Below are 23575 nucleotides of genomic sequence, written 5' to 3' on the forward strand. Positions count from 1 at the left end.
AATAAAAAAAAATGTAAAAAAGTGTTGCAAAATTGTAAATATTGCTTATTTTTGCACTTCCAAAATTGAAAAGAATTTAAAGCTTTAAGCGATGAAAAAAGATATACATCCAGAAAATTATAGAATAGTAGCATTTAAAGACATGTCTAACGAAGATGTTTTTTTAACAAAATCTACAGCAAACACTAACGAAACTTTGGAGGTTGATGGTGTTGAGTATCCACTTATCAAAATGGAGATTTCAAGAACATCGCACCCATTTTACACTGGTAAATCTAAATTAATAGATACTGCTGGACGTATTGATAAATTTAAAAACAAATACGCGAAGTTTTCAAAATAAACTTTGTAATAACTATATACTAAAAGCCTTCATATTATTTAATATTGAAGGCTTTTTTATTATACCTAATTCATCTATTTTTGTTTAAACATTACGTTTTAAATTAAGATATTGTAGTTTTATTTACAACTTTCAACTTTAAAAAATCTCATGAATTATATCCTATTCGATGGTCCATCAAGAACTAATTTGTTGCCATTCACATTTACCCGTCCAGTTGCAGAAATACGAGTTGGAATATTAACGATTCGAGAAAAATGGGAAACGTTTTTAGATGCTACTACCACTACAGTTACCGAAGATTATTTGTCTGATAAGTTTCCTATGGTTGAAATGGATGTAAATATCATGATAAATGCATCATATTTACCAAATTTAGAATTGGTAGAAATGATAAAGGATTTAAAAGAAAATGAAGCCATTTTTAAAGATGAAGATGTCATTGCCTTTTACACCAAAGAAGCACAAGAAGATATTAATTTTGATAGTTATGAAGCTATAGAATTTAATGAATCTATTATAAAAATTGAAAATACCTGGGATATTTTTTCTAAAAATGGAGAAGCTATTCAAGACGATTTTAATCTGCTTACGCAAGGTAGAACATCGAAGCCTATACCATCAAGTAATAATGTTATTGCTGCCGAAAACATATTTATTGAAGCAGGTGCTTCTTTAGAATTTGTAACTCTTAACGCCACAAACGGTCCAATTTACATAGGTAAAAATTCTGAAATAATGGAAGGTTCCATAATTAGAGGGCCCTTCGCCTTATGTGAAAATGCTATTATTAAAATGGGAGCCAAAATTTATGGCCCAACAACTATAGGTCCGCAATGTAAAGCAGGTGGCGAAATTAATAATTCTGTTATGTTTGCCAATTCTAACAAGGGGCACGATGGATTTTTAGGAAATTCTGTTTTAGGTGAATGGTGTAATTTGGGAGCAGATACTAATAATTCAAATCTAAAAAATAATTATGCAGAAGTGCGTCTCTGGGATTATGACACAGAGGGGTTTGCTAAAACTGGTTTGCAATTTTGTGGATTAATGATGGGCGATCACAGTAAATGCGGAATTAATACCATGTTTAACACAGGTACCGTAGTGGGCGTAAGTGCAAATATTTTTGGTAGTGGTTTTCCAAGAAATTTTGTACCAAGTTTTAGTTGGGGAGGTAGTAGTGGTTTTACAACTTACGCAACCAAAAAAGCTTTTGAAGTGGCCGAAGTCGTTATGGCCAGACGGGGTTTAGAGCTCACAGAACAAGATAAGCTTATTCTAGAACACGTATTCGAAGAAACTAAAAAATACAGACGCTATTAAACGTTTGAAACCTTTTGGTTACCAATAACTTAATTAAGTTTTTCTATATTTGTTTGTAGAGAAACTTTTTTTTATGCTGAAATTTTTACTGTGTAGTACACTACTTATAACGTCCTTAAGTTATGCTCAATCTGATTTAGAGAAGGCTGTTAATTTAGAATTAAATAACGAATACCCTCATTTTGGTTTGATGGTATTTGAATCAAATAAAGTGCTTTTTACGTCTTATTTAATAGATAAAAGAGGAAAACTTGAACGTCAAAGTGGAGCGCCCGTTTTAGGAGTTTATGAGGGTGCATTATCTTCTAATGGAACGATTTCCAATGTAAATCTTTTACAAATTGACGAAGCAATTCAGAAAAATGGTATTACCAGTGCGGCTTTGTCACCAAATGGAGAACAGTTATTTATAACCATGCGTTACTCAAGTAAAGACATGCCAAAAGGCACATTTAATCCAGATAATTTTCACATTCGGGTGGGGGAGTATGTATCTGAAGTTGGTTGGACAAATTTTACAGTTTTACCATTTTGTGATCCGAAGTATTCTTATGCTCATCCAGCTTTTAGTAAAGATGGTAAAACAATGTATTTTACTTCCAATATTAGAGGCGGAAAGGAGACAACTAAAGGTGGTTCCGATATTTTTAAAGTAGATGTTTTAGATAATAACACCTTTTCTGAACCTAAAAATATGGGGCCAAACGTTAATTCTTATAGTAAAGAAATGTTTCCGTTTGTAAGCCATTCGGGCGATTTATATTTGGCTTCCAACAGGCCTAATGGTTTTGGAGGCTTCGATATTTATAAATGTAAAAACAATAATAAAGGTGGTTTTGGAAAAGCCGAAAAATTACCAAAGCCAATTAACAGTGCACAAGACGATTTCGGATTTATAATTCTTAACGATGAAAAAACTTGCTTTTTTACATCCAAAAGAACCGATGGTAAAGGCGATGACGATATTTATAAATTTATTATTAATTAATTGTATTGTAATATGTTAGGTTTGTTTTTAATTTATTTTATTGGTAAAAAATTTTATGATTTAGCTGATACATACGAACAGAATAAATGGTTGTATGCAATTATAAGTGTTGTTTTTTATTATGCAGTAGGTTTTGTGTTTGGCGTGGTTTTATTTGTACTAGACTTTTATGTTTTTGGATGGAATTTAGATTGGGAAAATAATTTTGGTGTTAATCTTTTGGGGCTTCCAATAGGTTTACTCGCTTTATGGGTTTTGTATATGATATTAGAAAGCAGATGGAAAAAAAGAATTGTTTTAGTAAAAGATGAAATTAAAAATATAGGTAATGATAATTTAGAATGACATTAGCGTTTTTTTACCCACTTTAATTCTAATAAGTTAATGGGGTTAATGCCTAAGTTTTCAACGTTTTTTTTTGTAAACCTAACGACTTCATCATAAAATAAGGGAACCACAGGCGCATTTTTCATTATTAATGAGTCCATTTTAGTATAAAGTAATGCTCTTTTATTTGCATTGGTTTCAGCAAACGCTTCTTGATACCAAGAGTCAAATAAATCGCTTTTAAAATGGGTGTAATTTGGTCCGTTAGGAGCAAAATTTTCACTGTAGTATAACGATAAATAATTTTCTGCATCTGGGTAATCGGCAACCCAACTGGCTCGAAATAAATTTAATTTCCCATTGGCTTTTGCATCTTTTAAAGTTGCAGGAGGAACCACATCGACATTTACTATTAAACCTGTTTTTTGAAGTTCACGCTGAATATATTCGCAAAAACTTAAGTAATTACTAGTTGTAGTTATAGAAATTTCTGGATTTTCAATACCTGTTTCAGATTTGAATTGTTGTATTAAAGCTTTTGCGCGATCGGGTTGATAATTAAAGCCAATAGCTTCGTTGTATCCTGGAAGACCTTTGGGAATAAATCCGCCATAGGCAGGAATACCTATACCATTGCGTAAATAAATCATCATTTTTTTTCTGTCGAAACCATAATTTACAGCCTGTCTAATTAAATTAGATTGTATTTCAGGAACTTCAGAATCTAAATAAAACGCCAAATACTCGGTATTTAAATATGGGCCGCGAATCATGTTTACGGTTTCGGTATATTGATTTCTAAGTTTTCCATCGGCAGTTAAAATGTCATCTTTATATGAAGCATCTAATCCCGAAACAAAATCGATGTTGCCTTGTGTAAATTGTAAAAATTCACTCTGTTTGTCTGGTAAAAAAGTAATGGCAACAGCTTCAAGATACGGTAGTGGTTGTTCGTTTTGGTCTTTTTCAAAATAATGGTTGTTTTTTCTAAAAACCAGTTTAATGTTTTCTTCCCAGCGTTTAAATTTAAAAGGACCGGTTCCTATGGGATTCGATCTAAAATTACTACCATAATGGTTTACTATTTCTTTAGGCACTACCGAACAATATTTCATGGTTAGTAAACCTAAAAATGCGGGAAAGGCTTGTTTTAGTTTTATTTCAAAAACACTATCGTTAACAGCCTTAAAGCTGTCTACTTTACTTAAAACCCAGCTACCTGGAGAGGCTATTTTTTTGTCTAGCAGTCTGTTTAAACTGTATGTAAAATCTTCAGCATTTACAACTCTTGTAGAGTCTTTACCAAATAAAAAATGTTTATGAAAATAAACATCTTGCCGAAGGTTGAAAGTGTAAGTAAGTGCATCTGTAGAAATACTGTAATTCTTAGCAATGCAGGGTATAACATTTAAATTGGCATCCATTTGAACCAATCCATTAAATAATTGATTTGTTGCCCAGATATCGGCAATGTCTTTAGAAAAAGCAGGATCTAAGGAGCCAATGTTTTTGTGTTCATTATACCTAAAAACTTCTGTGTCTAAAATTTTTTTAGAATTGTTTTGGCAAGAAAAAAATAAAAATGACAAACTCAAAACAATGAGAGACTTACTGTAAATATTAAGTACTTTATGCACAGGTAATGGTTTTTAAGTGCTTCAAAAATAATGGTTTTAAAAGGATTTTTTTTATTTATTATTTTTTTTAAAATATTTTGTGACTTTTTAAATGATGCTGTGTCTTAATGTGTATAGATTAAATAATTTGCTATTATTTACAAAAAAAAGAAGTATTAAATATCATAATTTAAGCTTTAAATCGGGTGTAACGTTAAGTTACACCCTTTTTTATTAAATTTGCAACGTATAATAATGGAAATGAATTCAAGAAAAAAAGTTGCATTTTACACTTTAGGCTGTAAGCTTAATTTTTCGGAGACATCAACGATTGCAAGAGATTTTGCTAATGAAGGTTTCGATCGTGTTGATTTTTCAGAGAAAGCAGATATATATGTTATAAACACATGTTCTGTTACAGAAAATGCAGATAAGCGTTTTAAAAGTATTGTTAAGCAAGCCCAAAAAATTAATTCGGAAGCTTTTGTAGCAGCTATTGGTTGCTATGCACAATTAAAACCTCAGGAACTGGCCGATGTAGATGGTGTCGATTTAGTACTGGGCGCTACAGAAAAATTCAAAATCACCGATTACCTTAACGATCTTTCTAAAAATGATTTAGGCGAAGTACATTCCTGTGAAATTGAGGATGCCGATTTTTATGTTGGGTCTTACTCTATAGGCGATAGAACCCGTGCCTTTTTAAAAGTGCAAGATGGGTGTGATTATAAATGTACCTATTGTACAATTCCTTTGGCTAGAGGTATTTCTAGAAGTGATACCATGGAAAGCGTGATAAAAAATGCTCGCGAAATTTCTGCTCAAAACATTAAAGAAATTGTTTTAACAGGAGTTAATATTGGTGATTATGGTAAAGGCGAGTTTGGTAATAAAAAACATGAGCACACCTTTTTAGATTTGGTTACCGAATTAGATAAAGTAGAAGGCATTGAACGCCTAAGAATTTCCTCTATCGAGCCCAATTTATTAAAAAACGAAACCATTGAGTTAGTTTCAAAATCGCGTGCTTTTGTACCTCATTTTCACATTCCTCTGCAAAGTGGTAGCAATGAGATTTTAAAAAAAATGAAGCGTAGATATCTGCGTGAATTGTACGTTGATCGTGTTGCTAAAATTCGTGAAACGATGCCTCATGCTTGTATAGGTGTTGATGTTATTGTGGGTTTTCCTGGAGAAACTGAAGTTCATTTTTTAGAAACTTATAATTTTCTAGCAGATTTAGATATATCTTATTTGCATGTTTTTACCTATTCTGAAAGAGATAATACAGAAGCTGCCGAAATGGACGGGGTAGTACCTAATAAAGTAAGAAGCAAACGAAGCAAAATGCTTCGCGGGTTGTCTGTTAAAAAAAGACGCGCTTTTTATGAAAGTCAACTAGGTACAGAACGTGTTGTTCTTTTTGAAAGTGAAAATAAAGAAGGTTATATTCACGGTTTTACCGAAAATTATGTTAAAGTAAAAACAACTTGGAATCCCGAACTCGTTAATACACTTCATCATGTTGAACTAACCAAAATAGATGATGATGGCTTGGTAAGATTTGACTTTATAAAAGAGTTCGCAGGAATGTAATAATGTTTATCTGATTTTTATCACACTTTATCAGTTTTATTCTGTAATATCTTATTTATGAAATACCTTTACTACATATAAAGTCCCAATTTGTATGAACTTAAAGATTTCAATTGTATTTATTTTTCTTTCTTGTTGTTTGTTTTTAGGATGTTCTGGCGATCAATCTAATAACCAGCATATTGGTACTTGGGAATTAGTGTCTTATTCCGTGGGGATTTCTGCCGATTTAAATAACGATAATATAGCAAACGAAAATTTGTTAAAAGAATTTGATTGCGAAAATCTTGAAACATTGGTGTTTGAAGACGAGGTGGTTTCAAATAATAAATCTTTTAATCCTGAAGTAAAAATAACTCTAGTAAATGCCGAGAATAACGAATACGCTTTTATTGTAAAATGTGACAATGAAGGCTTTATAGGATTTGCTTCCGATTATTTAAAACAAGGCGATACCATTTCCATTCAAAATAAAGTGTCTATTTTAAAAGACAACACTTTAACTAGAGTATTATCTGGAAATATAGAAGTTTATAACGCTGCTGGCACTGAAATTATTGAACGGCGAGACTTGACATTAGTTTACAAAAAACAGAAATAAAATTGAGGGTTAAAAAAAGCAAAAACTAAATAGTTTTTGCTTTTTTTAAAGTTAAATTCTAACTCCAACCGGTAGCATTCGTTTGTATTTCCTGTTACTTCTAACAAATTTTGCTATTTCTGGGCTAGTTGGAACAACGCTTAAACCGCGTTCTTCAATGTTTTCAAAAACTAAAGCTAAAAAATCTTTAGAAAAATCTTCATTATTAATTTCATCAGGAATTACCAGTTTTGTTAAAAAAATCTTTCGCTCCTGTAGCGAATATTCGATTTTGGCTAAATGATCATTAATTTTTAATTCAAATTGACGTAAAAAGTTATTGTCAATTAATTCTGCAGCATCAGTCATGGTATTTTATTTATTTCTGTTGGAAACTAAAAATAGTGAAGTACTATTTGTATAACTTTGTTTTTACAAAGATACAAAAAATAATTATTTAGAACAGGTTTGTGTTACATAATAGCCTTAATAATAATTAATTAGAATCAATTTTAATTGTAAAACAGTATCATGCCCGATAATTTAATCCATGTATATTTTATGCCTGGCATGGCAGCCAGTTCTAAAATTTTTGAATATATAAAGTTACCCGAAAATCAATTTAAAATTCATCTTTTAGATTGGATTTTACCCCATACAAACGAAACTATCGAGCATTATGCATTGCGAATGTCATCAAAAATAACTCATGAAAATCCGGTTTTAATTGGCGTGTCTTTTGGTGGGGTATTAGTGCAGGAAATAAGTAAGCTAATAACTACTAGAAAAACGATTATTGTTTCTAGTGTAAAATCGTTTAAGGAAATTCCAACGCATATGGTTTTGGCAAAAACGACAAAGGCCTACAAATTATTGCCAATACAGTTAGCAAGTAATATAGACGTTCTTTCAAAATACGCGTTTGGAGATTTAATAAAAAAACGATTAGAATTGTACAAAAAATATCTAACCATGAGCGATGCCAGGTACTTAACATGGGCCATAGAAAAAATGCTATATTGGGCACAAGAAATTCCTCCTAAAAATATTATTCATATCCATGGAGATAATGATTCTGTTTTTCCAATTAAGAACATAAATAATTGTATCATTGTTCCCGGAGGAACCCATAGCATGATAATAAATAAGTGCAGATGGTTTAACGAAAATTTACCAATTTTAATTTTAAAGAATTAAACAAAATATATACCTTTAAATAAAACTTTTTAAAAATGAAGATAGTACAAAAAGCATTGGCGTTTGTGGGATTATTAAGTTTGTGTGCTCTGTTTATTTACGCATTGCAAGATGCCCCAACCGATGAAAATTTCGAAAGAAAATTAATAAACGATTATAATGTTTATGCGATTCAAGTTCCTAGTGATTTGAATTTTGCCGGCGAACCTATGCCTCTAAAAAATCCGGATATTTTAGAGCGTATGGATAGAGAATTATTGGTTAATACCTATTGGCAGTCTAACGGATTGCTTATGTTTAAAAGGGCTAAGAAATATTTTCCAATAATAGAACCTATATTGAAAAAACATGGTATTCCAGACGATTTTAAATATTTGGCTGTTATTGAAAGCGGATTAACAAATGCGGTTTCTCCGGCGGGAGCGAGAGGCGTATGGCAAATTATGCCTGCAACAGCTAGAGAAAATGGATTGGAAGTTAACGATAATGTAGATGAACGATACAACCTGGAGAAATCGACAGAAATTGCTTGCAAATACCTTTTGAAATCTAAAGAAAACTTAGGTTCTTGGACCTTAGCTGCTGCTGCATATAATGCAGGTAACGCAGGAATTTCAAGCCGTTTAAAAGAACAAAACGTTACGAGCTACTACGATTTATTATTGGGTGAAGAAACAGGACGTTATATATTTAGAATTGTTGCTTTAAAAGAAATATTAAAAAACCCAACGAAATACGGTTTTAATTTTAGAGAGAAAGATTTATATAGTAATATTCCAACATACAAAGTAGAAGTCGATACGTCGGTTTCAGATTTTACCAAGTTTGCCGAAAATTTTGGTATTAACTATAAAATTTTAAAAATTCATAACCCTTGGTTAAGAGAATCTAAACTTAATAATAAGTCTAGAAAACAATATTTAATTGATATTCCAAAAGAAGGTTACTATTTTAAAACACCTTAATGATTGAATTTCTAAAAGAATATTTCTGGACGATCCTATTACTCGTTAATTATATTATTGGCTTTTCAGCAGCAATAACCATTCTTTTAAAAAACATTAACCCAACCAAAACATTAACTTATGTTATTGTTTTGGTTTTTTTTCCTTTTTTAGGAATTATTGTTTATTATCTTTTTGGACAAGAATACAGAAAAAATAAAATATTTAGTAGAAAACGCATTCTTAATGAGGTTATCGTAAAAGAAATTAATGATAACCTAGAACTCAACCAAACCGACCTTAATAAAATTAATGCCGATTTAAACGATAAAATTAAGCTTGTTAAGTTGTTGCACAACAATGGCAAGTCTAAATTAACACTCAATAATGAGGTTAAACTTTTCGTTAATGGCAATGATAAATTTGAGTTACTCTTAAAAGATTTAGAATCGGCTCAAAATTTTATTCACCTAGAATATTATATTATAAAAGATGATACTATTGGTAATAAATTAATTAAAATCCTTTGCGATAAAGCAAAGGCAGGAGTAAACGTTAGATTAAGTGTCGATGGCGTTGGTAGTGAATTATCGGCTAAAGCAATACAAACATTAAAGGCTTCAGGTGTTGAAATTTATAAATTCATGCCTGTATTTTTCCCAAAGTTTACAGGTAAGATGAATTACAGAGACCATCGTAAAATTGCTATTATCGATGGTTTAATTGGCTATGTTGGCGGCATGAATATTTCCGATGAATATTTAAATTATAAAAACGACAAACAATTTTGGAGAGATACCCACTTAAGAATTGTTGGAGATGCCGTTGCGATGCTTCAAATTCATTTTTTAACAACTTGGGATTTTGTTTCCAATAATAAAACAAAAATTCAATCTAATTTTTTTCCTGAAAGTAAAACATCAAAAAACACAAAGCTTCAAATAGCAGCTAGCGGTCCCGACACCGATTGGGCTTGTATTAAGCAGGCTTTAATTATGGCTATCAACACAGCTACAGAATATATTTATATAACCACCCCTTATTTTATTCCGAGTCCAGAAATAATCACGGCTTTACAAATAGCAGAAAAAAGTGGTGTTGATGTTAGAATTTTAATACCAGAAAAATCAGATTCCTGGATTGCTAAACATGCTACAGACTCTTATTTACAAACTTGTTTAGAGTCTAATATTAAAATATATTTATATACTAAAGGATTTATTCATTCTAAAACACAGGTATTAGACGATGCGGTAAGCTCAATTGGAACTGCTAATCTGGATTATAGAAGTTTAAATATTAATTTTGAAATTAACGCTTTTGTTTATTGTACAGAATTTAGTAAATCTCTAAAAGCGCAGTTTTTAGAAGATTTAAAAACCAGCAAACAAATTACTTTAGAAGGATGGCATAAGCGATCTAAAAGTAAAAAACTAAAAGAGTCTTTCTGTCGCTTGTGGGCGCCTTTACTTTAAAGTTTAATTAACTTCTTCGTTTTTGTTGTCTTAAAGAACCTCCAGCGCCAAAATGTTGATTTGGCATTTGAGCACGCTTCATATTTTCTTTCATCATTTTTATTTGCTCGGTAAGCATGCCTTGTTTATCTAGTTTTTGTGCTTCGGCTAATAATTTTTGTGCTTCCTGCTTTCTGCGTTTAGAAAAAGCAATACCCGATAAATTTAGTTTGGCCATCGCTAAATCATGATCCATAGATAAGCCTAAAGAAACAGCTTTCTTAAAATACTTCTCAGCATCATTCATGTTGGTTTGCGAAACCATTAAACCATGTAAATAATTGTAATATCCTTGTTGTTTAGTAACTAAAGCTGCTTCTGGGTTTTTAATTTTATCTAACCATTTTTTGGCGCCCTCAAAATCTTGTTTGCGTAGTCTTAAAAATGCTAAAAGAATAAATTCATTTTTAAAATATAGAAAAACAAATACAAGAGACAGTAGTATTAGCATGATACCGTTTCCAATGTTACCTTCTATAAATTGATAAATAGCATAACTAAAAATAGCAACAGCAATAACAAGTTTTATAATTTTATTGTACATTTTATTTAGTTTGAAATGATGGTTTAGACGTTTTTTTAAGGTCCTTAATATATTAGTATGCAAATAAACTAAAATTTTATCAAAATTTAGACTACAATTTTCACAAAAGAATGCATGTTAATATTAATTAAATTAAGGATTACAAGAGGCGGTAAAAGCCAAAAAAAATATTTTAAATATTTTTAAAATAACATTTGTGAAAGTGAAAAGTCTTTGTATATTTGCGCTCAGTTTTGGAGTAAGCTAAAACAATTAAAGATATTAAGTACAATTCAGATTTTTAAAGATACAAGATAATGAGTAAAAGAACATTTCAGCCGTCAAAAAGAAAGAGAAGAAATAAGCATGGCTTCAGAGAAAGAATGGCTTCTGCTAATGGAAGAAAAGTACTTGCTCGTAGAAGAGCTAAGGGTAGAAAGAAATTGTCTGTATCATCTGAATCTAGACATAAAAAATAATGATTAACAATTGTTGATAAATAAAGGTGTTACTTAAGTGTAACGCCTTTTTTTATATCTACTTATCACTATTTTTGTAACATATTATAATTCAACATATAAACAGTAAAAATGCCTAAAAATTCAAAACTTAAATCTATACTAATTATTGGCTCAGGACCTATTGTTATAGGACAAGCATGTGAATTTGATTATTCTGGAACACAAGCGTTACGTTCGTTAAGAGAAGACGGTATTGAAACAATACTAATTAATTCAAATCCAGCAACAATCATGACCGATCCATCTATGGCCGATCATGTGTACTTACTTCCTTTAACAACAAAATCAATTGTTAAGATATTAAAAGAACATCCACAAATTGATGCCGTTTTACCAACTATGGGTGGTCAAACAGCATTGAATTTATGTATGGAAGCCGATGAAAAAGGTATTTGGAAAGATTTTAATGTTGATATTATAGGTGTTAACATAGATGCCATTAATATTACAGAAGACAGAGAACAGTTTAGAGAATTAATGCTAAAAATAGGAATTCCTATGGCACCTCAAGCAACTGCAACGTCTTATTTAAAAGGTAAAGAAATTGCTCAGGAATTTGGTTTCCCTTTAATTATTAGAGCGTCGTTTACTTTAGGTGGAGCAGGCGCCTCTTTTGTATATAGAGAAGAAGATTTTGATGAATTATTAACGCGTGGTTTAGAGATTTCTCCTATCCACGAGGTAATGATTGATAAGGCACTTATTGGTTGGAAAGAGTATGAGTTAGAGTTGCTTAGAGATTCTAACGATAACGTTGTTATTATTTGTTCTATTGAAAACATGGATCCAATTGGAATTCATACAGGAGATTCTATTACAGTAGCCCCTGCCATGACTTTAAGCGATAGAACGTACCAAAAAATGCGTGATATGGCGATCCATATGATGCGTAATATTGGTGATTTTGCCGGCGGTTGTAACGTTCAGTTTGCTGTATCTCCAGATGAAAATGAAGATATTATTGCAATTGAAATCAACCCTCGTGTGTCACGTTCATCTGCTTTAGCAAGTAAAGCAACTGGGTATCCAATTGCTAAAATTGCTGCCAAATTAGCACTTGGTTATCATTTAGATGAATTACAAAACCAAATTACTAAATCTACTTCGGCTTTATTCGAGCCAACTTTAGATTATGTAATCGTTAAAATACCACGTTGGAACTTTGATAAGTTTGAAGGTTCAGATAGAACATTAGGACTTCAAATGAAATCTGTAGGCGAGGTTATGGGTATTGGACGCTCATTCCAGGAAGCTCTTCATAAAGCCACACAATCTTTAGAGATTAAACGTAATGGTTTAGGTGCCGATGGTAAAGAAAACAAAGATTACAATCAAATTATAGAAAAATTAACCTACGCTTCTTGGGATCGTGTATTTATTATTTACGATGCCATAGCAATGGGTATTCCTTTAAGTAGAATTCATGAAATCACTAAAATAGATATGTGGTTCTTGAAACAATATGAAGAATTGTTTTTACTTCAAAAGGAAATATCTACGTATACCATAGATACCATTCAAAAAGATTTGTTGCTTGAAGCAAAACAAAAAGGATATGGCGACAGACAAATAGCGCACATGTTGGGTTGTTTGGAAAGTCAGGTTTACAGCAAACGTGAAGAGTACGGCGTAAATCGTGTATACAAATTAGTTGATACCTGTGCTGCCGAGTTTAAAGCAAAAACACCATATTATTATTCTACGTTTGAAAGTGATATGGAAACTGCCGATGGCAATCGTTATGCCGATAATGAAAGCATTGTTTCCGATAAAAAGAAAGTTATTGTTTTAGGATCTGGACCAAACCGAATTGGTCAAGGTATCGAATTCGATTACTGTTGTGTTCATGGGGTACTTGCAGCTGCTGAAGCTGGCTATGAAACCATCATGATTAACTGTAATCCAGAAACCGTATCTACCGATTTTGATACTGCCGATAAATTATATTTCGAGCCAGTATTCTGGGAACATATTTACGACATTATCAAGCATGAAAAACCAGAAGGGGTTATTGTTCAATTAGGTGGACAAACCGCATTAAAACTTGCCGAAAAATTAACTAAATATGGTGTTAAAATTATTGGTACAAGTTATGAATCTTTAGATTTAGCTGAAGATAGAGGGTTGTTTTCTAACTTATTAAAAGAAAATAATATTCCTTACCCAGAGTTTGATATTGCAACTACAGCCGATGAAGCTGCAGCCATTGCCGATAAATTAGATTTCCCAATTCTTGTAAGACCGTCTTATGTACTTGGTGGTCAAGGCATGAAAATTGTTATAAATAAAGAAGATTTAGAAAAGCATGTGGTCGATTTATTAAGCCAAATGCCAGGAAATCAATTGCTTTTAGATCATTATTTAGAAGGAGCTATTGAGGCTGAAGCAGATGCTATTTGCGATGGGGAAGATGTTTACATTATTGGTATCATGGAGCATATAGAGCCTTGTGGTATTCACTCGGGCGATAGTAACTCGATGTTACCTCCATTTAACTTAGGTGAATTTGTAATGCAACAAATTAAAGATCATACTAAAAAGATTGCATTAGCTCTTAATACCGTAGGTTTAATAAACATTCAGTTTGCTATTAAAGATGATATTGTTTACATCATTGAAGCCAATCCAAGAGCTTCAAGAACAGTGCCTTTTATAGCAAAAGCATATGGAGAGCCTTATGTTAATTATGCAACTAAGGTGATGTTAGGCGATAAGAAAATTAAAGACTTTAATTTTAATCCTAAATTAGAAGGTTTCGCAATTAAACAACCTGTGTTCTCTTTTAATAAGTTTCATAATGTAAATAAGAAACTAGGTCCTGAAATGAAGAGTACAGGAGAAAGTATCTTATTTATAGATAGTTTAAAAGACGATGAGTTTTACGAACTATATTCTAGAAGAAAAATGTACTTAAATAAATAAGTATAAAATAAAAAAAGCCGCTATTTAGCGGCTTTTTTATTTTTATTAAACTTCTAACTTAGCATTTTGTCCTTGTAAGGAATCTAAGTATAATTCCATTTTAAATTCTGAAGTTCTAAAGGCAGTGGTTCGGTTTTTAGCTTGTTCTTGTCTTGCAATGCTTCTTGCAAATCGTCGAACTTTATCTTTAGAATCTAAAATAATTCCAGGTACTTGTACGTTGGCGCCATTTTCGTCTTTTGCAACCATAGTGAAATATGACGAATTACAATGCTTTTTCTCACCCGTTTGAATGTTTTCAGATTCAATTCTTACGCCAATAACCATCGATGTTCTGCCTGTATAATTAACAGAAGCTTTTAAGGTTACTAGTTCGCCTACTTCAATAGGATTTAAAAAATCAACCTTATTAACCGATGCTGTCACGCAATAATTTCGGGAGTGTCTGGAAGCACATGCAAATGCAATTTGGTCCATTAAACTTAAAATATAACCACCATGAATTTTGCCACTAAAATTTGAGTGGCTTGGCAGCATTAATTGGGTTATTGTTACTTGCGATTCTTCAATAGTTTTAAACATGGTTATAAAACAGTTAAATTATAAATAAGACCTGTGGTTATGGCAATACCAAAACTTATAAGTGTGCCAATTAAAATGTATTCTGTAAGTTGTCTGTGTTTCGATTCTTTTAAATCGCCAAATCGAAAAACAGATTTGGCTGTAATTAAAAAACCAACAGCTTCCCAGTGGTTGGTTATTATAAAAACAAAGACTAATACACGCTCTAAAATACCAATATATTTTCCTGCATCCGCTAGTGATTCATTATTTTTAGTAAGTTTTGAAATATCCCACTTTAAAAAAATGGTTTTCATAATTATTGTGGTAGGAATTGTTAAGAACAAAAAACAAGTTATTAGTAACAAGCTCTTTTCATTGATATAATTACTAAAATCAATCGTATTTTGTGAGAACAAATAATAACATAAATAGATAATTGTTACATGTAACAACTGGTCTATAAAGAATAATAAACGTTTTGTTTTTTTCTTTTGAAATAAAAGTTTAGCAGCATCTATAACCAGATGTGTAACACCAATTGTTAGCACTATTGGCCATAAAGCGGTATCCCAAAGTAACACACTTGTTAAAACAACATGAATTAAAACATGTAAGTAAAGTTTATTCGATTTTAGCTTTCTCTTTTGTTTTTCTTTTACCCACGCCTTAGGTTGAAGTAAAAAGTCGCCTATGATATGTGCCAGTAAAAGTTTTATTAAAATCATGATAATATGGCTAGTTTTTGTCTGTACATTTGGTCTAATTCCAAAAGCGTTTCTAATTGCGCACGTTTTTGTCTGTTACTTACTGCATTTTGATTAATACCTAAAAGTTTACCTAACTCACTTTGCAAAGCATTTGGATTTTCTAGGGTTAGTTTTACCATTTCGGCCGAATTTTTTGTCCAAGAATCCATGGTAATTAAAGCTAATTTGAAGTACAGATTTAACTCTTCATCTAATTTAGAATCTCTTGTTTTTATTCGCAGGTTTTGTTTTTCCTTTTTTAACGATTCCAGGGTTTCTCCAGAAAATATAAACGCTTCACCATTTGATTCCGATACGTTTTCCCCTTCAAAGTCTTTGTTGCCAATTCCTATAGCTAAGCGAACATCTAAGCCGTTAATAGATTTTATGCAAGATTTAATATATAGTGCACATTCAAAACTAGTAAACCAATCTTTTATTTCTATTTGAAAACTATCGCCTCGATAAATAGTCCAGTATTTTTTACTTGTACTTAAGTTTGATAAAACACGTTTTAAGGCTTCAATCCAAATATCTTGATTGGTTTGCGTTCTAGATTTTATAATATCACCTGTTATTACACTTGTTATCATTATAGAATTATTACATGATAAACAAATATATCATGTTTTTAAGTGATAAACAAATATATCACTCTTTTAAATGATATTTAATCTTGTAACTCGACTTTTGTAATGAAATATTTAGTATCTCCAAGCCAAAATAAGGTTTTGTAACGCTCGATATAATGAAGTTTTACATATTTACCCTGAAGTCTATTTAAATCTTCAATAACCTGCTTTTCTTTATCTTCAACCGAGAATTTAAATAATTGCGCTAACGAAACACCCTGACTAATCTCGCTTTCCCAGGTTTTAATTACCATGCCTTTATGGCTAAATTTCACCAATTCACCAGCGCGAACACCTTCACTGTAACTAACAAAGTAAAGAAAGCAAAGGTATAATGATGTGGCAACAATAACGCCAATACCTAATTTTATTAATATTTTCATGTTTGTTTATTTTTGGTTTTTATTCTTCTTCTGCACGTTTTAAAATAGCTTCTGGAAGCGATTTTTTAGCTTTAGCCCCCATTTTTTTAAGTTTTTCTACGCTGGTTATTAAGTTTCCTCTACCATCAACTAGTTTATTCATAGCGGCAGAATAATCACTTTTAGCAGCATCAATCTTTTTTCCAACACCTGTTAAATCGTTAACTAAACCTTCAAATTTATCATATAAAGCACCTGCTTGTCTGGCAATTTCAATAGCGTTTTGTTGTTGCTTCTCATTATTCCACATAGTATCTATGGTTCTAAGTGTAGCCAACAGGGTAGAAGGTGTTACAATAACTATATTTTTTTCGAAAGCTTTATTGTAAATGCTGTTGTCTTCATTAACAACAATAGCAAAAGCGGGTTCTATAGGGATAAACATTAAAACAAAATTCGGGGATTCTATATCATATAAATCCTGATAATTTTTTTCTGAAAGTTGATCGATATGTTTTTTAATAGAATTAATATGCGCTTTTAAATACTGTGGTCTATCATCTTCATCGGCATTTACTAGTCGCTCATAATCAACTAATGACACCTTGCTGTCGATAATCATTTTTTTGCCATCTGGTAAATTTAAAACCACATCGGGTAAAACACGGCTGCCATCTTCGAGCGTAAAACTTTGCTGAACAAAATATTCGCGATCTTTTTCTAAACCCGATTTTTCCAATACACGTTCGAGAACCAATTCGCCCCAGTTGCCTTGCATTTTACTATCGCCTTTTAAAGCGCGGGTTAGGTTGGTGGCTTCTTTTGTAATTTGCTGATTGAGTTCTTTTAAGCCCTCTAATTGAGTTTTTAAAGCCGAATGCATGCTAATACTTTCCTTTTGGGTGGTATCAACTTTCTCTTCGAAGTTTTTAATTTTTTCTTGAAGCGGACTCAAAATATTGGCAATGTTTTCTTTATTCTGAAGTGTGAATTTTTCCGATTTTTCATCTAAAATACGGGTAGCCAAAAGTTCGAAATCTTTACGAAGTTGCTCTTGGCGTTCTTCGACTTCTTTATCGCGTTTTAAGTTAAGTTCTTGCAGATTTTCAAAATCGGCATTTTTACGAGCTAATTCGGAATTTAAAAACTCTTTTTCTTTTCGAATGCTTTCTCTCTCAGATTCTATTTTTGATATATTTTCCTTTAAATCGGTAATTTGAATATTGAAAAGCTCAAGTTGTTTCGCTTTTTCAACTTCATAATTTTGTTTTAAATCGTTTAACTGAATTTGTAAATTATTGTTGCGTTCTTCGAGCGTGCTTTTATCGCTTTTACTTTTTAGTTTGTTTATAAAAACACCCAAATAAGCGCCTATGGCTCCCGAAATTATTATAGCAAGAATGAGTATGATATTGTCCATTATTTAAAAAAGAAATTTAATCAAATATAATTTTTTTAAACGTAACAAAGAACAAGGAACTGGAAGTTTTATAAAGTATGTTTCAGGTCTGTTAATTGCTACTTATTTACCTTGAAACTGCCCGTTTTTTCATCAAATACTATTAAATCTTTTGGAAATAAATTGTTAAAAGACCCTTTTGAAATGAGACTGCATGGATCGTCTATTTCAACGCCTTCTTTAGTCATTACAATTAAAGTATCGCAAAGTTGAATGGCCAAATCTATTTCGTGCGATGAGAATAAAATGGTTTTTCCTGTTTCTTGGGCTAATTTTTTAAGTAGTTTTAAAATATATGCTTTATGATACATATCTAGATGCGTGGTAGGTTCGTCTAGAATAATTACATCGGTATCTTGCGCTAAAGCTCTTGAAATCATGGCTTTTTGTAATTGTCCGTCGCTTAATTCATAACATTTTTTATCCTGCAATGCTTCAATATGTGTTTGCTGTAATGCTTGATTGATAATATTAATATCTTCCGTAGAAAGATTGCCAACCCAATTAGTATAAGGTTGTCTGCCTAGAGCTACCAATTCAAAAATAGATAGATTTTTTGCAGCTAGAGGCTCGGTTAATACCAGACTAAGTACTTTGGCTAAATCTAAAGGATTGTATTTTTTAATATTTTTATTGTTAATTAAAATGTCGCCACTTATCGGGTTTTGCACATGGGTAAGTGTGCGTAATAGGGTAGATTTACCAATACCATTGGCGCCAATAAGCCCCACCAATGTGCCTTTTTCAAGTTCAATATTTATATTGTTTGCAATAACCGTTTGCTCCTTTTTAGAAGTGTAACCTATACTTAGGTTTTCAGTTTTTAAAATGATATTTTTTTTGTTTTCTTCCATAATTAAAACATCATTTTTCGTTTTCTAACCAACAACCAAATCACTACGGGCGCCCCAATTAACGATGTAATAGCATTTATGGGTAGTGTGTAATCGCTATTAGGAATTTGTGCTATACTGTCGCAAATAAGCAGTACAATGGCTCCAATTAAAAAAACGGCAGGCAGTAATATTTTATGGTTTGACGTGTTAAAAATTTGTCTTGTTAAGTGCGGAATGGCTAAGCCTATAAAAGCTATGGGGCCAGCAAATGCCGTAATAGTTCCAGCGAGTAAACTTGTTGAAATTATAATTGACAGTCTGCTTTTTTTAATATTTAAACCTAAGCTTTTTGCGTAATTTTTACCCAAAAGTAGGGTGTTTAAAGATTTAATGGATGCAATGGTTACCATGATACCTAAACCGTAAATAAGGGAGAAAATAAGCAATTCATTCCAGGATAAATTTCCTAAACTTCCAAAGCCCCAAAAAATGTATTGTTGTAATTGCTGTGCCGAACCAAAGTACGATAATACACTAACTATAGCAGCGGTAATACTAGCAAACATTAGCCCAATAATTAAAATGGCCATGGTGTCTCTTACTTTTAGAGAGGTAATTAAAACGGCCAGTAAAACTAGAAAACTTCCCGAACTGGCGGCAATAACAATGCTCCATTTCGATATTAAAATGGTGGTTAAAATGCCACCAAATAGGCTAGAGCCTAAAATAACTAAAGCCACGCCTAAACTCGCTCCCGAACTTATACCTAAAACAAAGGGACCAGCTAAGGGATTTCTAAAAAGGGTTTGCATTAATAACCCCGAAATACCTAACCCCGAACCCACTAAAATAGCTGTTATTGCTTTTGGTAACCTGTAATTTAAAACAATATGTTGCCACGAATCTTGCTGAGTTTTTAAACCAATTAAGCTATTAAAGACATCTTTTAAAGGAATATGTACCGAACCTAAACTAATATTTGCCATAAAACAAATAATCAATAGTAGGATTAAAGCTAAAAAAGGAAGTTTGTATGTATTAATATTACCCAATTATTCTAAAGGTTTAAAAAAGTAAAGGTCATAATTTTTTAGAACTTCTGGATGACAAATTTTAATAAGATCTTTTAAAACTAAATCGGGTCTGGTTGTTCCTTCTTCAAAATACAAGACGCCACCTGTTTTTCCGGTGGTGTTATTCGATGTGAAAATGTGCTTGTTTTTAAACGCATCGAACATGGTATGTTGCGGGTTAGCATTTTTAAGGGCTTCTAAGCTTTCGTAATTAGAAGGGCTTATCCAAATATCGGCATTTTTAGCTTTAGAGAATACAGTTTCAAAATTAAATGCCAAACTGCCCGTTCCCTTAGAGTTTGCCCATAAATAGTTCGTGTTTGCATCTTTTAAAAGTTGGGCTTCGGTACTATTTCCATTGGGTAAATGCCAAATATCTTTATGCATAGCACCACTTAAAACCGTAGGTTTGTAGGTTGTGTTTTCGGCTAAAGTTTTGGCTTCTAAATAATCTTTTTCTATGCTATTAAAAATGGCTTCGGCTGCTAGCTCTTTATTGTATAGCGCTCCAAAAAACTTAATCCATTCGGCCTTTGCAAGTGGCGAGTTTTCTACCCAGTCGCCATTAAAAACAACAGGAATACCCGATTTTTTTATAGTTTCGAAGGTTCTGTTTTTACCATTTACTCCAAAGCCAACCACTAAATTTGGTTGAAGTTCTAAAAGCACCTCGGTGTTTATTCCTTCGTTTTTTCCCAACTCTCTAATAAGGCCTTTATCAATTTGGCTTCTTGTTTTTTTTGAAGAAACATAATCGGTTCCAGGAAATCCTATTAAGGTTTCTGCAACATCTAAAAGTTCGAGGGCTGGTATATGAGTTGTAGAAGTAACAACTATTTTTTCAATAGGATTTATAATAATTCCGTCAAATTCATTTTTTGGTATAGCTATTTTTGAAGCTTTTTCTTCATTAATTAAAATGTATTTATAGGTTTTGTTAGCATCTGGCCACGGATTTTTAATTTCTAAAATTTTATAATTATCATAATTTATTACCGAAAATCCGGTGGCATATTTTATTTCAATAGGTTTTCCATTTGAAACATTAAACTCCTGCGTTTTTTTTGATTCATTTTTACATCCAAAAAATGTTAAGACAAAAAATAAAATCACATATTCTAATTTCATAAACAATAAATGACTTTTGTCACTTTTAAAAAGGTTATTGATACTTATTTTTGATTAAAATTAAACCATGAGAGACCCTTCAAATTTAACAATATATATAGTAGCGGGCATAATAATAGCGCACTTTATTATTGGTTTTGTTTATCTCTTAATTAAAATGTCGAAGAAAAAGTAGCCATTATAATAGTAATGTCAACTTAATATATATTTTTGCACCGAAATTAGGTTTTATTCATTTCACGTGAATAAATTAAAAGGGAATCTGGTTAAAATCCAGAACTGTTCCCGCAACTGTAAGCTACAAAGCTTCATGTTAAACTTCAAGTCACTGAAGAATTTCTTTGGGAAGACCAACATGAGGACGCAAGTCAGGAGACCTGCCAATTTCAAACAAAATAAGTTAAACTTTCGGGATAAAAGTTTGCGTAGGGTAAATCCATGCGATTCTCGAGTAATTATTCATTAAAATGAACAAAAAAACAAACGTTTTTGGCGTACTGTGTTTAGGTATGTCCATGATTGGTTTTGCACAAGAACAAGCAAAATCAACAAAAGTGCAACAGTTAGAAGAGATTGTTGTTTCCGATTCACGATTTGATTTAAAACGTGAATATTCTGGTAAAACGGTTATTAAAATTTCTAAAGAAGAGATTGAAAATAACCAAGGTCGAAACATTGCCGAATTGATAAATACCAAAAGTGGTATTGAAATTAACGGAAGCCGAAGTGTTGAAGGTCAGAATTTAGGCTATTATGTTCGAGGTGGAAACAGCAGACAAGTTTTGGTTTTAATTGATGGTATAGCGGTTAACGATCCATCTTTAGTATCTAACGAATTCGATTTAAGACTTTTAGATTTAAACACCATCGAATCTATTGAAATTATTAAAGGTGCTGCCAGTACCTTATATGGTAATGCAGCTGCAACTGCGGTTATTAGCATTACTACCAAAAAAGCTTCCAACAACAAAATTGCAGGTAATTTTTTAAGTGTTGTAGGTACAAATCAGTCTCAAGACGATTTAAATTATTATGGTTCTAGTTTTACTAATAATGCATCGGTTAACGGGACTTTAAATAAATTAACCTATTTAGCAAGTTTCGGAAATAGATATGTAGATGGTTTGTCGGCTGCGAAGTCCGATACACACGAAAAAGATCCGTTTTCGCGCTATAATTTAAATGTGAAGTTAGGTTACGAATTTAGTAAAGCTTTCAATATATCTGCTTTTGCAAGCATTGATAATCTTAAAACAGATATCGATGGTAGCCCTGCACCAGCCTTTGTTTTAACAGATACCGACGACACGTTTTTTAGCAAACAAAAGCGTGTAGGAGTGTCTCCAAAATTCACTTATAATCACGGAAGTTTTCAAATTAATGCGGCTTATTCGAAGATTGAACGCGAGTTTATATCAGACTTTAGTTCAACCAATAATGCAGAAAGTTATGTTTTAGATGCATTTAATAAATATGTGTTTAATGATAAATTTTATACCATTGCCGGTGTAAATTACACAGAATACAAAAGTCTTTTTGCCGAAGAAGAAAGTTACAACAATACCGATCCGTATTTAAATGTTGTTTATGTATCGGACTATGGCTTAAATTTAAATGCAGGTGCCCGTTTAAATAACCATAGTGAGTATGGATCTCATTTAGTTTATAGTTTAAATCCGTCGTATAATTTAAATTTAGATTCGGGTACTTTAAAAGTTTTAGGGTCTTATGCAACGTCTTTTATTGCGCCTAATTTATCGCAGTTATTTGGTTATTATGGTGCAAACCCAAATTTAGAACCAGAAGAAAACACAACCATTGAAGGTGGTTTGGAGTTTTATAATACAAATGGTTTTAGATTAAATGCGTTGTATTTTAATAGAAAAGAGGAAAACACGATTATTTACGGACCTGCATTCAGCTATATAAACGCAGATTCTGAAGCTAAAGTTCACGGTTTTGAGGTAGAAACCGAAGTTAAATCTATTGAAAATCTGGTTTTAAGTGCCAATTATACTTTTACAGAATTAAAAGAAGGCACGCGTTTACGTTTACCAAAGCATAAAGCAAATGCGAGTTTGGGCTATAATATTTCAAAAAACACGTTTGCATCTGTAAATTATCAATTTACAAGCAGCAGAACGGATACTAATTTTTCAACTTTTTTAAATGAAGATTTAAAAGCGTTTTCATTAGTTGATTTATATTTTAGTAAGAAACTAATTGAAAATAAATTGAAATTATTTGCAAGTATAACCAATTTATTTAATGAAGATTACTTAGAAATTGTAGGCTATACTACCAAAGGAAGAAATGTTAGTTTAGGATTGAATATTACTTTGTAAATTCATTTTAAGTAAAAAAAATCCCGTTCTATT

The 23575-nt window shown here is 31.8% G+C and carries 23 protein-coding genes and 1 riboswitch; of the genes, 12 read left to right on the plus strand and 11 right to left on the minus strand.

Going from position 1 to position 23575, the window contains the following annotated elements; all coding sequences use genetic code 11:
- The first annotated feature begins 91 nt into the window (after positions 1–91).
- From AW14_RS07155 to AW14_RS07170, 4 genes are all read left to right on the plus strand, one after another.
- Complete coding sequence (locus AW14_RS07155) at positions 92–343, plus strand: type B 50S ribosomal protein L31 (RefSeq protein ID WP_044638195.1); 252 nt, start codon at positions 92–94, stop codon at positions 341–343.
- Positions 344–493: 150 nt separating this feature from the next.
- Entirely contained in the window at positions 494–1669 is a 1176-nt protein-coding gene (locus tag AW14_RS07160; protein ID WP_044638196.1) for a GlmU family protein, read from the plus strand.
- A gap of 73 nt (positions 1670–1742) precedes the next feature.
- The gene (locus AW14_RS07165; RefSeq protein ID WP_044638197.1) at positions 1743–2657 is read left to right on the plus strand and encodes a TolB family protein; all 915 of its coding nucleotides are present in this window, start codon (positions 1743–1745) and stop codon (positions 2655–2657) included.
- A 21-nt stretch (positions 2658–2678) separates the two neighbouring features.
- Positions 2679–3002, plus strand: a complete 324-nt coding sequence (locus tag AW14_RS07170) for a hypothetical protein (protein WP_154662131.1) — start codon at positions 2679–2681, stop codon at positions 3000–3002.
- Positions 3003–3004: 2 nt separating this feature from the next.
- On the opposite strand, the gene AW14_RS07175 is transcribed toward AW14_RS07170, so the two are convergent.
- On the minus strand, positions 3005–4621 hold the full coding sequence (locus AW14_RS07175; protein WP_052647448.1) for an ABC transporter substrate-binding protein: 1617 nt from the start codon (positions 4619–4621) through the stop codon (positions 3005–3007).
- A gap of 240 nt (positions 4622–4861) precedes the next feature.
- Here AW14_RS07175 and mtaB point away from each other — a divergent pair, with 240 nt between their 5' ends.
- Together mtaB and AW14_RS07185 are read left to right on the plus strand one after the other, a co-directional pair.
- On the plus strand, positions 4862–6196 hold the full coding sequence (gene mtaB, locus AW14_RS07180) for a tRNA (N(6)-L-threonylcarbamoyladenosine(37)-C(2))-methylthiotransferase MtaB (RefSeq protein WP_044639533.1): 1335 nt from the start codon (positions 4862–4864) through the stop codon (positions 6194–6196).
- A 94-nt stretch (positions 6197–6290) separates the two neighbouring features.
- Positions 6291–6797 (plus strand): hypothetical protein, encoded by a 507-nt coding sequence (locus tag AW14_RS07185; protein WP_044638199.1) that lies wholly within the window; start codon positions 6291–6293, stop codon positions 6795–6797.
- Between the two features lie 51 nt (positions 6798–6848).
- Here the strand turns inward: AW14_RS07185 and AW14_RS07190 are convergent, their stop codons facing one another.
- On the minus strand, positions 6849–7145 hold the full coding sequence (locus AW14_RS07190) for an N-acetyltransferase (protein WP_044638200.1): 297 nt from the start codon (positions 7143–7145) through the stop codon (positions 6849–6851).
- Between the two features lie 162 nt (positions 7146–7307).
- Between AW14_RS07190 and AW14_RS07195 the strand changes: the two genes are divergently transcribed.
- The 3 genes from AW14_RS07195 to cls are packed head-to-tail and all read left to right on the plus strand — an operon-like array spanning position 7308 to position 10392.
- Positions 7308–7973 (plus strand): alpha/beta hydrolase, encoded by a 666-nt coding sequence (locus AW14_RS07195; protein WP_044638201.1) that lies wholly within the window; start codon positions 7308–7310, stop codon positions 7971–7973.
- A 35-nt stretch (positions 7974–8008) separates the two neighbouring features.
- Positions 8009–8938, plus strand: coding sequence for a lytic transglycosylase domain-containing protein (locus tag AW14_RS07200; protein WP_044638202.1), 930 nt, complete (start codon positions 8009–8011; stop codon positions 8936–8938).
- Positions 8938–10392, plus strand: a complete 1455-nt coding sequence (gene cls / locus AW14_RS07205) for a cardiolipin synthase (RefSeq protein WP_044638203.1) — start codon at positions 8938–8940, stop codon at positions 10390–10392. The genes AW14_RS07200 and cls overlap by 1 nt, the downstream gene beginning before the upstream one ends.
- Positions 10393–10399: 7 nt before the next feature.
- On the opposite strand, the gene AW14_RS07210 is transcribed toward cls, so the two are convergent.
- Positions 10400–10975 (minus strand): hypothetical protein, encoded by a 576-nt coding sequence (locus tag AW14_RS07210; protein ID WP_044638204.1) that lies wholly within the window; start codon positions 10973–10975, stop codon positions 10400–10402.
- A 296-nt stretch (positions 10976–11271) separates the two neighbouring features.
- Between AW14_RS07210 and rpmH the strand changes: the two genes are divergently transcribed.
- Positions 11272–11433 carry a 50S ribosomal protein L34 gene (gene rpmH / locus AW14_RS07215; protein WP_038527912.1) on the plus strand — a complete coding sequence of 54 codons (162 nt, stop codon included), beginning with the start codon at positions 11272–11274 and terminating at the stop codon, positions 11431–11433.
- Positions 11434–11544: 111 nt separating this feature from the next.
- A complete protein-coding gene (gene carB, locus AW14_RS07220) occupies positions 11545–14397 on the plus strand; it encodes a carbamoyl-phosphate synthase large subunit (RefSeq protein ID WP_044638205.1) in 2853 nt (950 codons plus the stop codon).
- 45 nt (positions 14398–14442) lie between these two features.
- On the opposite strand, the gene AW14_RS07225 is transcribed toward carB, so the two are convergent.
- The 8 genes from AW14_RS07225 to AW14_RS07260 all read right to left on the minus strand — a co-directional run bounded on the left by AW14_RS07225 (position 14443) and on the right by AW14_RS07260 (position 21197).
- The gene (locus AW14_RS07225; RefSeq protein ID WP_044638206.1) at positions 14443–14979 is read right to left on the minus strand and encodes an acyl-CoA thioesterase; all 537 of its coding nucleotides are present in this window, start codon (positions 14977–14979) and stop codon (positions 14443–14445) included.
- Positions 14980–14981: 2 nt separating this feature from the next.
- On the minus strand, positions 14982–15686 hold the full coding sequence (locus AW14_RS07230; RefSeq protein ID WP_044638207.1) for a DUF3307 domain-containing protein: 705 nt from the start codon (positions 15684–15686) through the stop codon (positions 14982–14984).
- Positions 15683–16300, minus strand: coding sequence for a transcriptional regulator (locus AW14_RS07235; RefSeq protein ID WP_245617632.1), 618 nt, complete (start codon positions 16298–16300; stop codon positions 15683–15685). Before AW14_RS07235 ends, AW14_RS07230 begins: the two co-directional genes overlap by 4 nt.
- Before the next feature lie 77 nt (positions 16301–16377).
- Positions 16378–16722 (minus strand): hypothetical protein, encoded by a 345-nt coding sequence (locus AW14_RS07240; protein ID WP_044638208.1) that lies wholly within the window; start codon positions 16720–16722, stop codon positions 16378–16380.
- 19 nt (positions 16723–16741) lie between these two features.
- Positions 16742–18124 carry a DNA recombination protein RmuC gene (rmuC, locus tag AW14_RS07245; protein ID WP_044638209.1) on the minus strand — a complete coding sequence of 461 codons (1383 nt, stop codon included), beginning with the start codon at positions 18122–18124 and terminating at the stop codon, positions 16742–16744.
- A gap of 95 nt (positions 18125–18219) precedes the next feature.
- The gene (locus AW14_RS07250) at positions 18220–19014 is read right to left on the minus strand and encodes an ABC transporter ATP-binding protein (RefSeq protein ID WP_044638210.1); all 795 of its coding nucleotides are present in this window, start codon (positions 19012–19014) and stop codon (positions 18220–18222) included.
- Positions 19015–19016: 2 nt separating this feature from the next.
- A complete protein-coding gene (locus AW14_RS07255) occupies positions 19017–20048 on the minus strand; it encodes a FecCD family ABC transporter permease (protein WP_044638211.1) in 1032 nt (343 codons plus the stop codon).
- Positions 20049–21197, minus strand: a complete 1149-nt coding sequence (locus AW14_RS07260; RefSeq protein WP_044638212.1) for an ABC transporter substrate-binding protein — start codon at positions 21195–21197, stop codon at positions 20049–20051.
- Positions 21198–21402: 205 nt separating this feature from the next.
- Positions 21403–21596: riboswitch (cobalamin riboswitch) on the plus strand.
- Positions 21597–21664: 68 nt separating this feature from the next.
- On the opposite strand from AW14_RS07260, the gene AW14_RS07265 reads away from it, so the two are divergent.
- Positions 21665–23542: a TonB-dependent receptor plug domain-containing protein gene (locus tag AW14_RS07265; RefSeq protein ID WP_044638213.1), complete on the plus strand. Its 1878-nt coding sequence runs from the start codon at positions 21665–21667 to the stop codon at positions 23540–23542.
- The last annotated feature ends 33 nt before the right edge of the window (positions 23543–23575 follow it).

Origin of the sequence: Siansivirga zeaxanthinifaciens CC-SAMT-1 (assembly GCF_000941055.1) — a bacterium.
Classification (GTDB): domain Bacteria; phylum Bacteroidota; class Bacteroidia; order Flavobacteriales; family Flavobacteriaceae; genus Siansivirga; species Siansivirga zeaxanthinifaciens.

What these genes read in the sequence shown, in the direction of transcription:
- AW14_RS07155 (WP_044638195.1), top strand. Translation starts at nt 92, where the DNA reads ATGAAAAAAGATATACATCCAGAAAATTATAGAATAGTAGCATTTAAA.
- AW14_RS07160 (WP_044638196.1), top strand. Translation starts at nt 494, where the DNA reads ATGAATTATATCCTATTCGATGGTCCATCAAGAACTAATTTGTTGCCA.
- AW14_RS07165 (WP_044638197.1), top strand. Translation starts at nt 1,743, where the DNA reads ATGCTGAAATTTTTACTGTGTAGTACACTACTTATAACGTCCTTAAGT.
- mtaB (WP_044639533.1), top strand. Translation starts at nt 4,862, where the DNA reads ATGAATTCAAGAAAAAAAGTTGCATTTTACACTTTAGGCTGTAAGCTT.
- AW14_RS07185 (WP_044638199.1), top strand. Translation starts at nt 6,291, where the DNA reads ATGAACTTAAAGATTTCAATTGTATTTATTTTTCTTTCTTGTTGTTTG.
- AW14_RS07190 (WP_044638200.1), bottom strand. Translation starts at nt 7,145, where the DNA reads ATGACTGATGCTGCAGAATTAATTGACAATAACTTTTTACGTCAATTT.
- AW14_RS07195 (WP_044638201.1), top strand. Translation starts at nt 7,308, where the DNA reads ATGCCCGATAATTTAATCCATGTATATTTTATGCCTGGCATGGCAGCC.
- AW14_RS07200 (WP_044638202.1), top strand. Translation starts at nt 8,009, where the DNA reads ATGAAGATAGTACAAAAAGCATTGGCGTTTGTGGGATTATTAAGTTTG.
- cls (WP_044638203.1), top strand. Translation starts at nt 8,938, where the DNA reads ATGATTGAATTTCTAAAAGAATATTTCTGGACGATCCTATTACTCGTT.
- AW14_RS07210 (WP_044638204.1), bottom strand. Translation starts at nt 10,975, where the DNA reads ATGTACAATAAAATTATAAAACTTGTTATTGCTGTTGCTATTTTTAGT.
- rpmH (WP_038527912.1), top strand. Translation starts at nt 11,272, where the DNA reads ATGAGTAAAAGAACATTTCAGCCGTCAAAAAGAAAGAGAAGAAATAAG.
- carB (WP_044638205.1), top strand. Translation starts at nt 11,545, where the DNA reads ATGCCTAAAAATTCAAAACTTAAATCTATACTAATTATTGGCTCAGGA.
- AW14_RS07225 (WP_044638206.1), bottom strand. Translation starts at nt 14,979, where the DNA reads ATGTTTAAAACTATTGAAGAATCGCAAGTAACAATAACCCAATTAATG.
- AW14_RS07230 (WP_044638207.1), bottom strand. Translation starts at nt 15,686, where the DNA reads ATGATTTTAATAAAACTTTTACTGGCACATATCATAGGCGACTTTTTA.
- AW14_RS07235 (WP_245617632.1), bottom strand. Translation starts at nt 16,300, where the DNA reads ATGATAACAAGTGTAATAACAGGTGATATTATAAAATCTAGAACGCAA.
- AW14_RS07240 (WP_044638208.1), bottom strand. Translation starts at nt 16,722, where the DNA reads ATGAAAATATTAATAAAATTAGGTATTGGCGTTATTGTTGCCACATCA.
- AW14_RS07250 (WP_044638210.1), bottom strand. Translation starts at nt 19,014, where the DNA reads ATGGAAGAAAACAAAAAAAATATCATTTTAAAAACTGAAAACCTAAGT.
- AW14_RS07260 (WP_044638212.1), bottom strand. Translation starts at nt 21,197, where the DNA reads ATGAAATTAGAATATGTGATTTTATTTTTTGTCTTAACATTTTTTGGA.
- AW14_RS07265 (WP_044638213.1), top strand. Translation starts at nt 21,665, where the DNA reads ATGAACAAAAAAACAAACGTTTTTGGCGTACTGTGTTTAGGTATGTCC.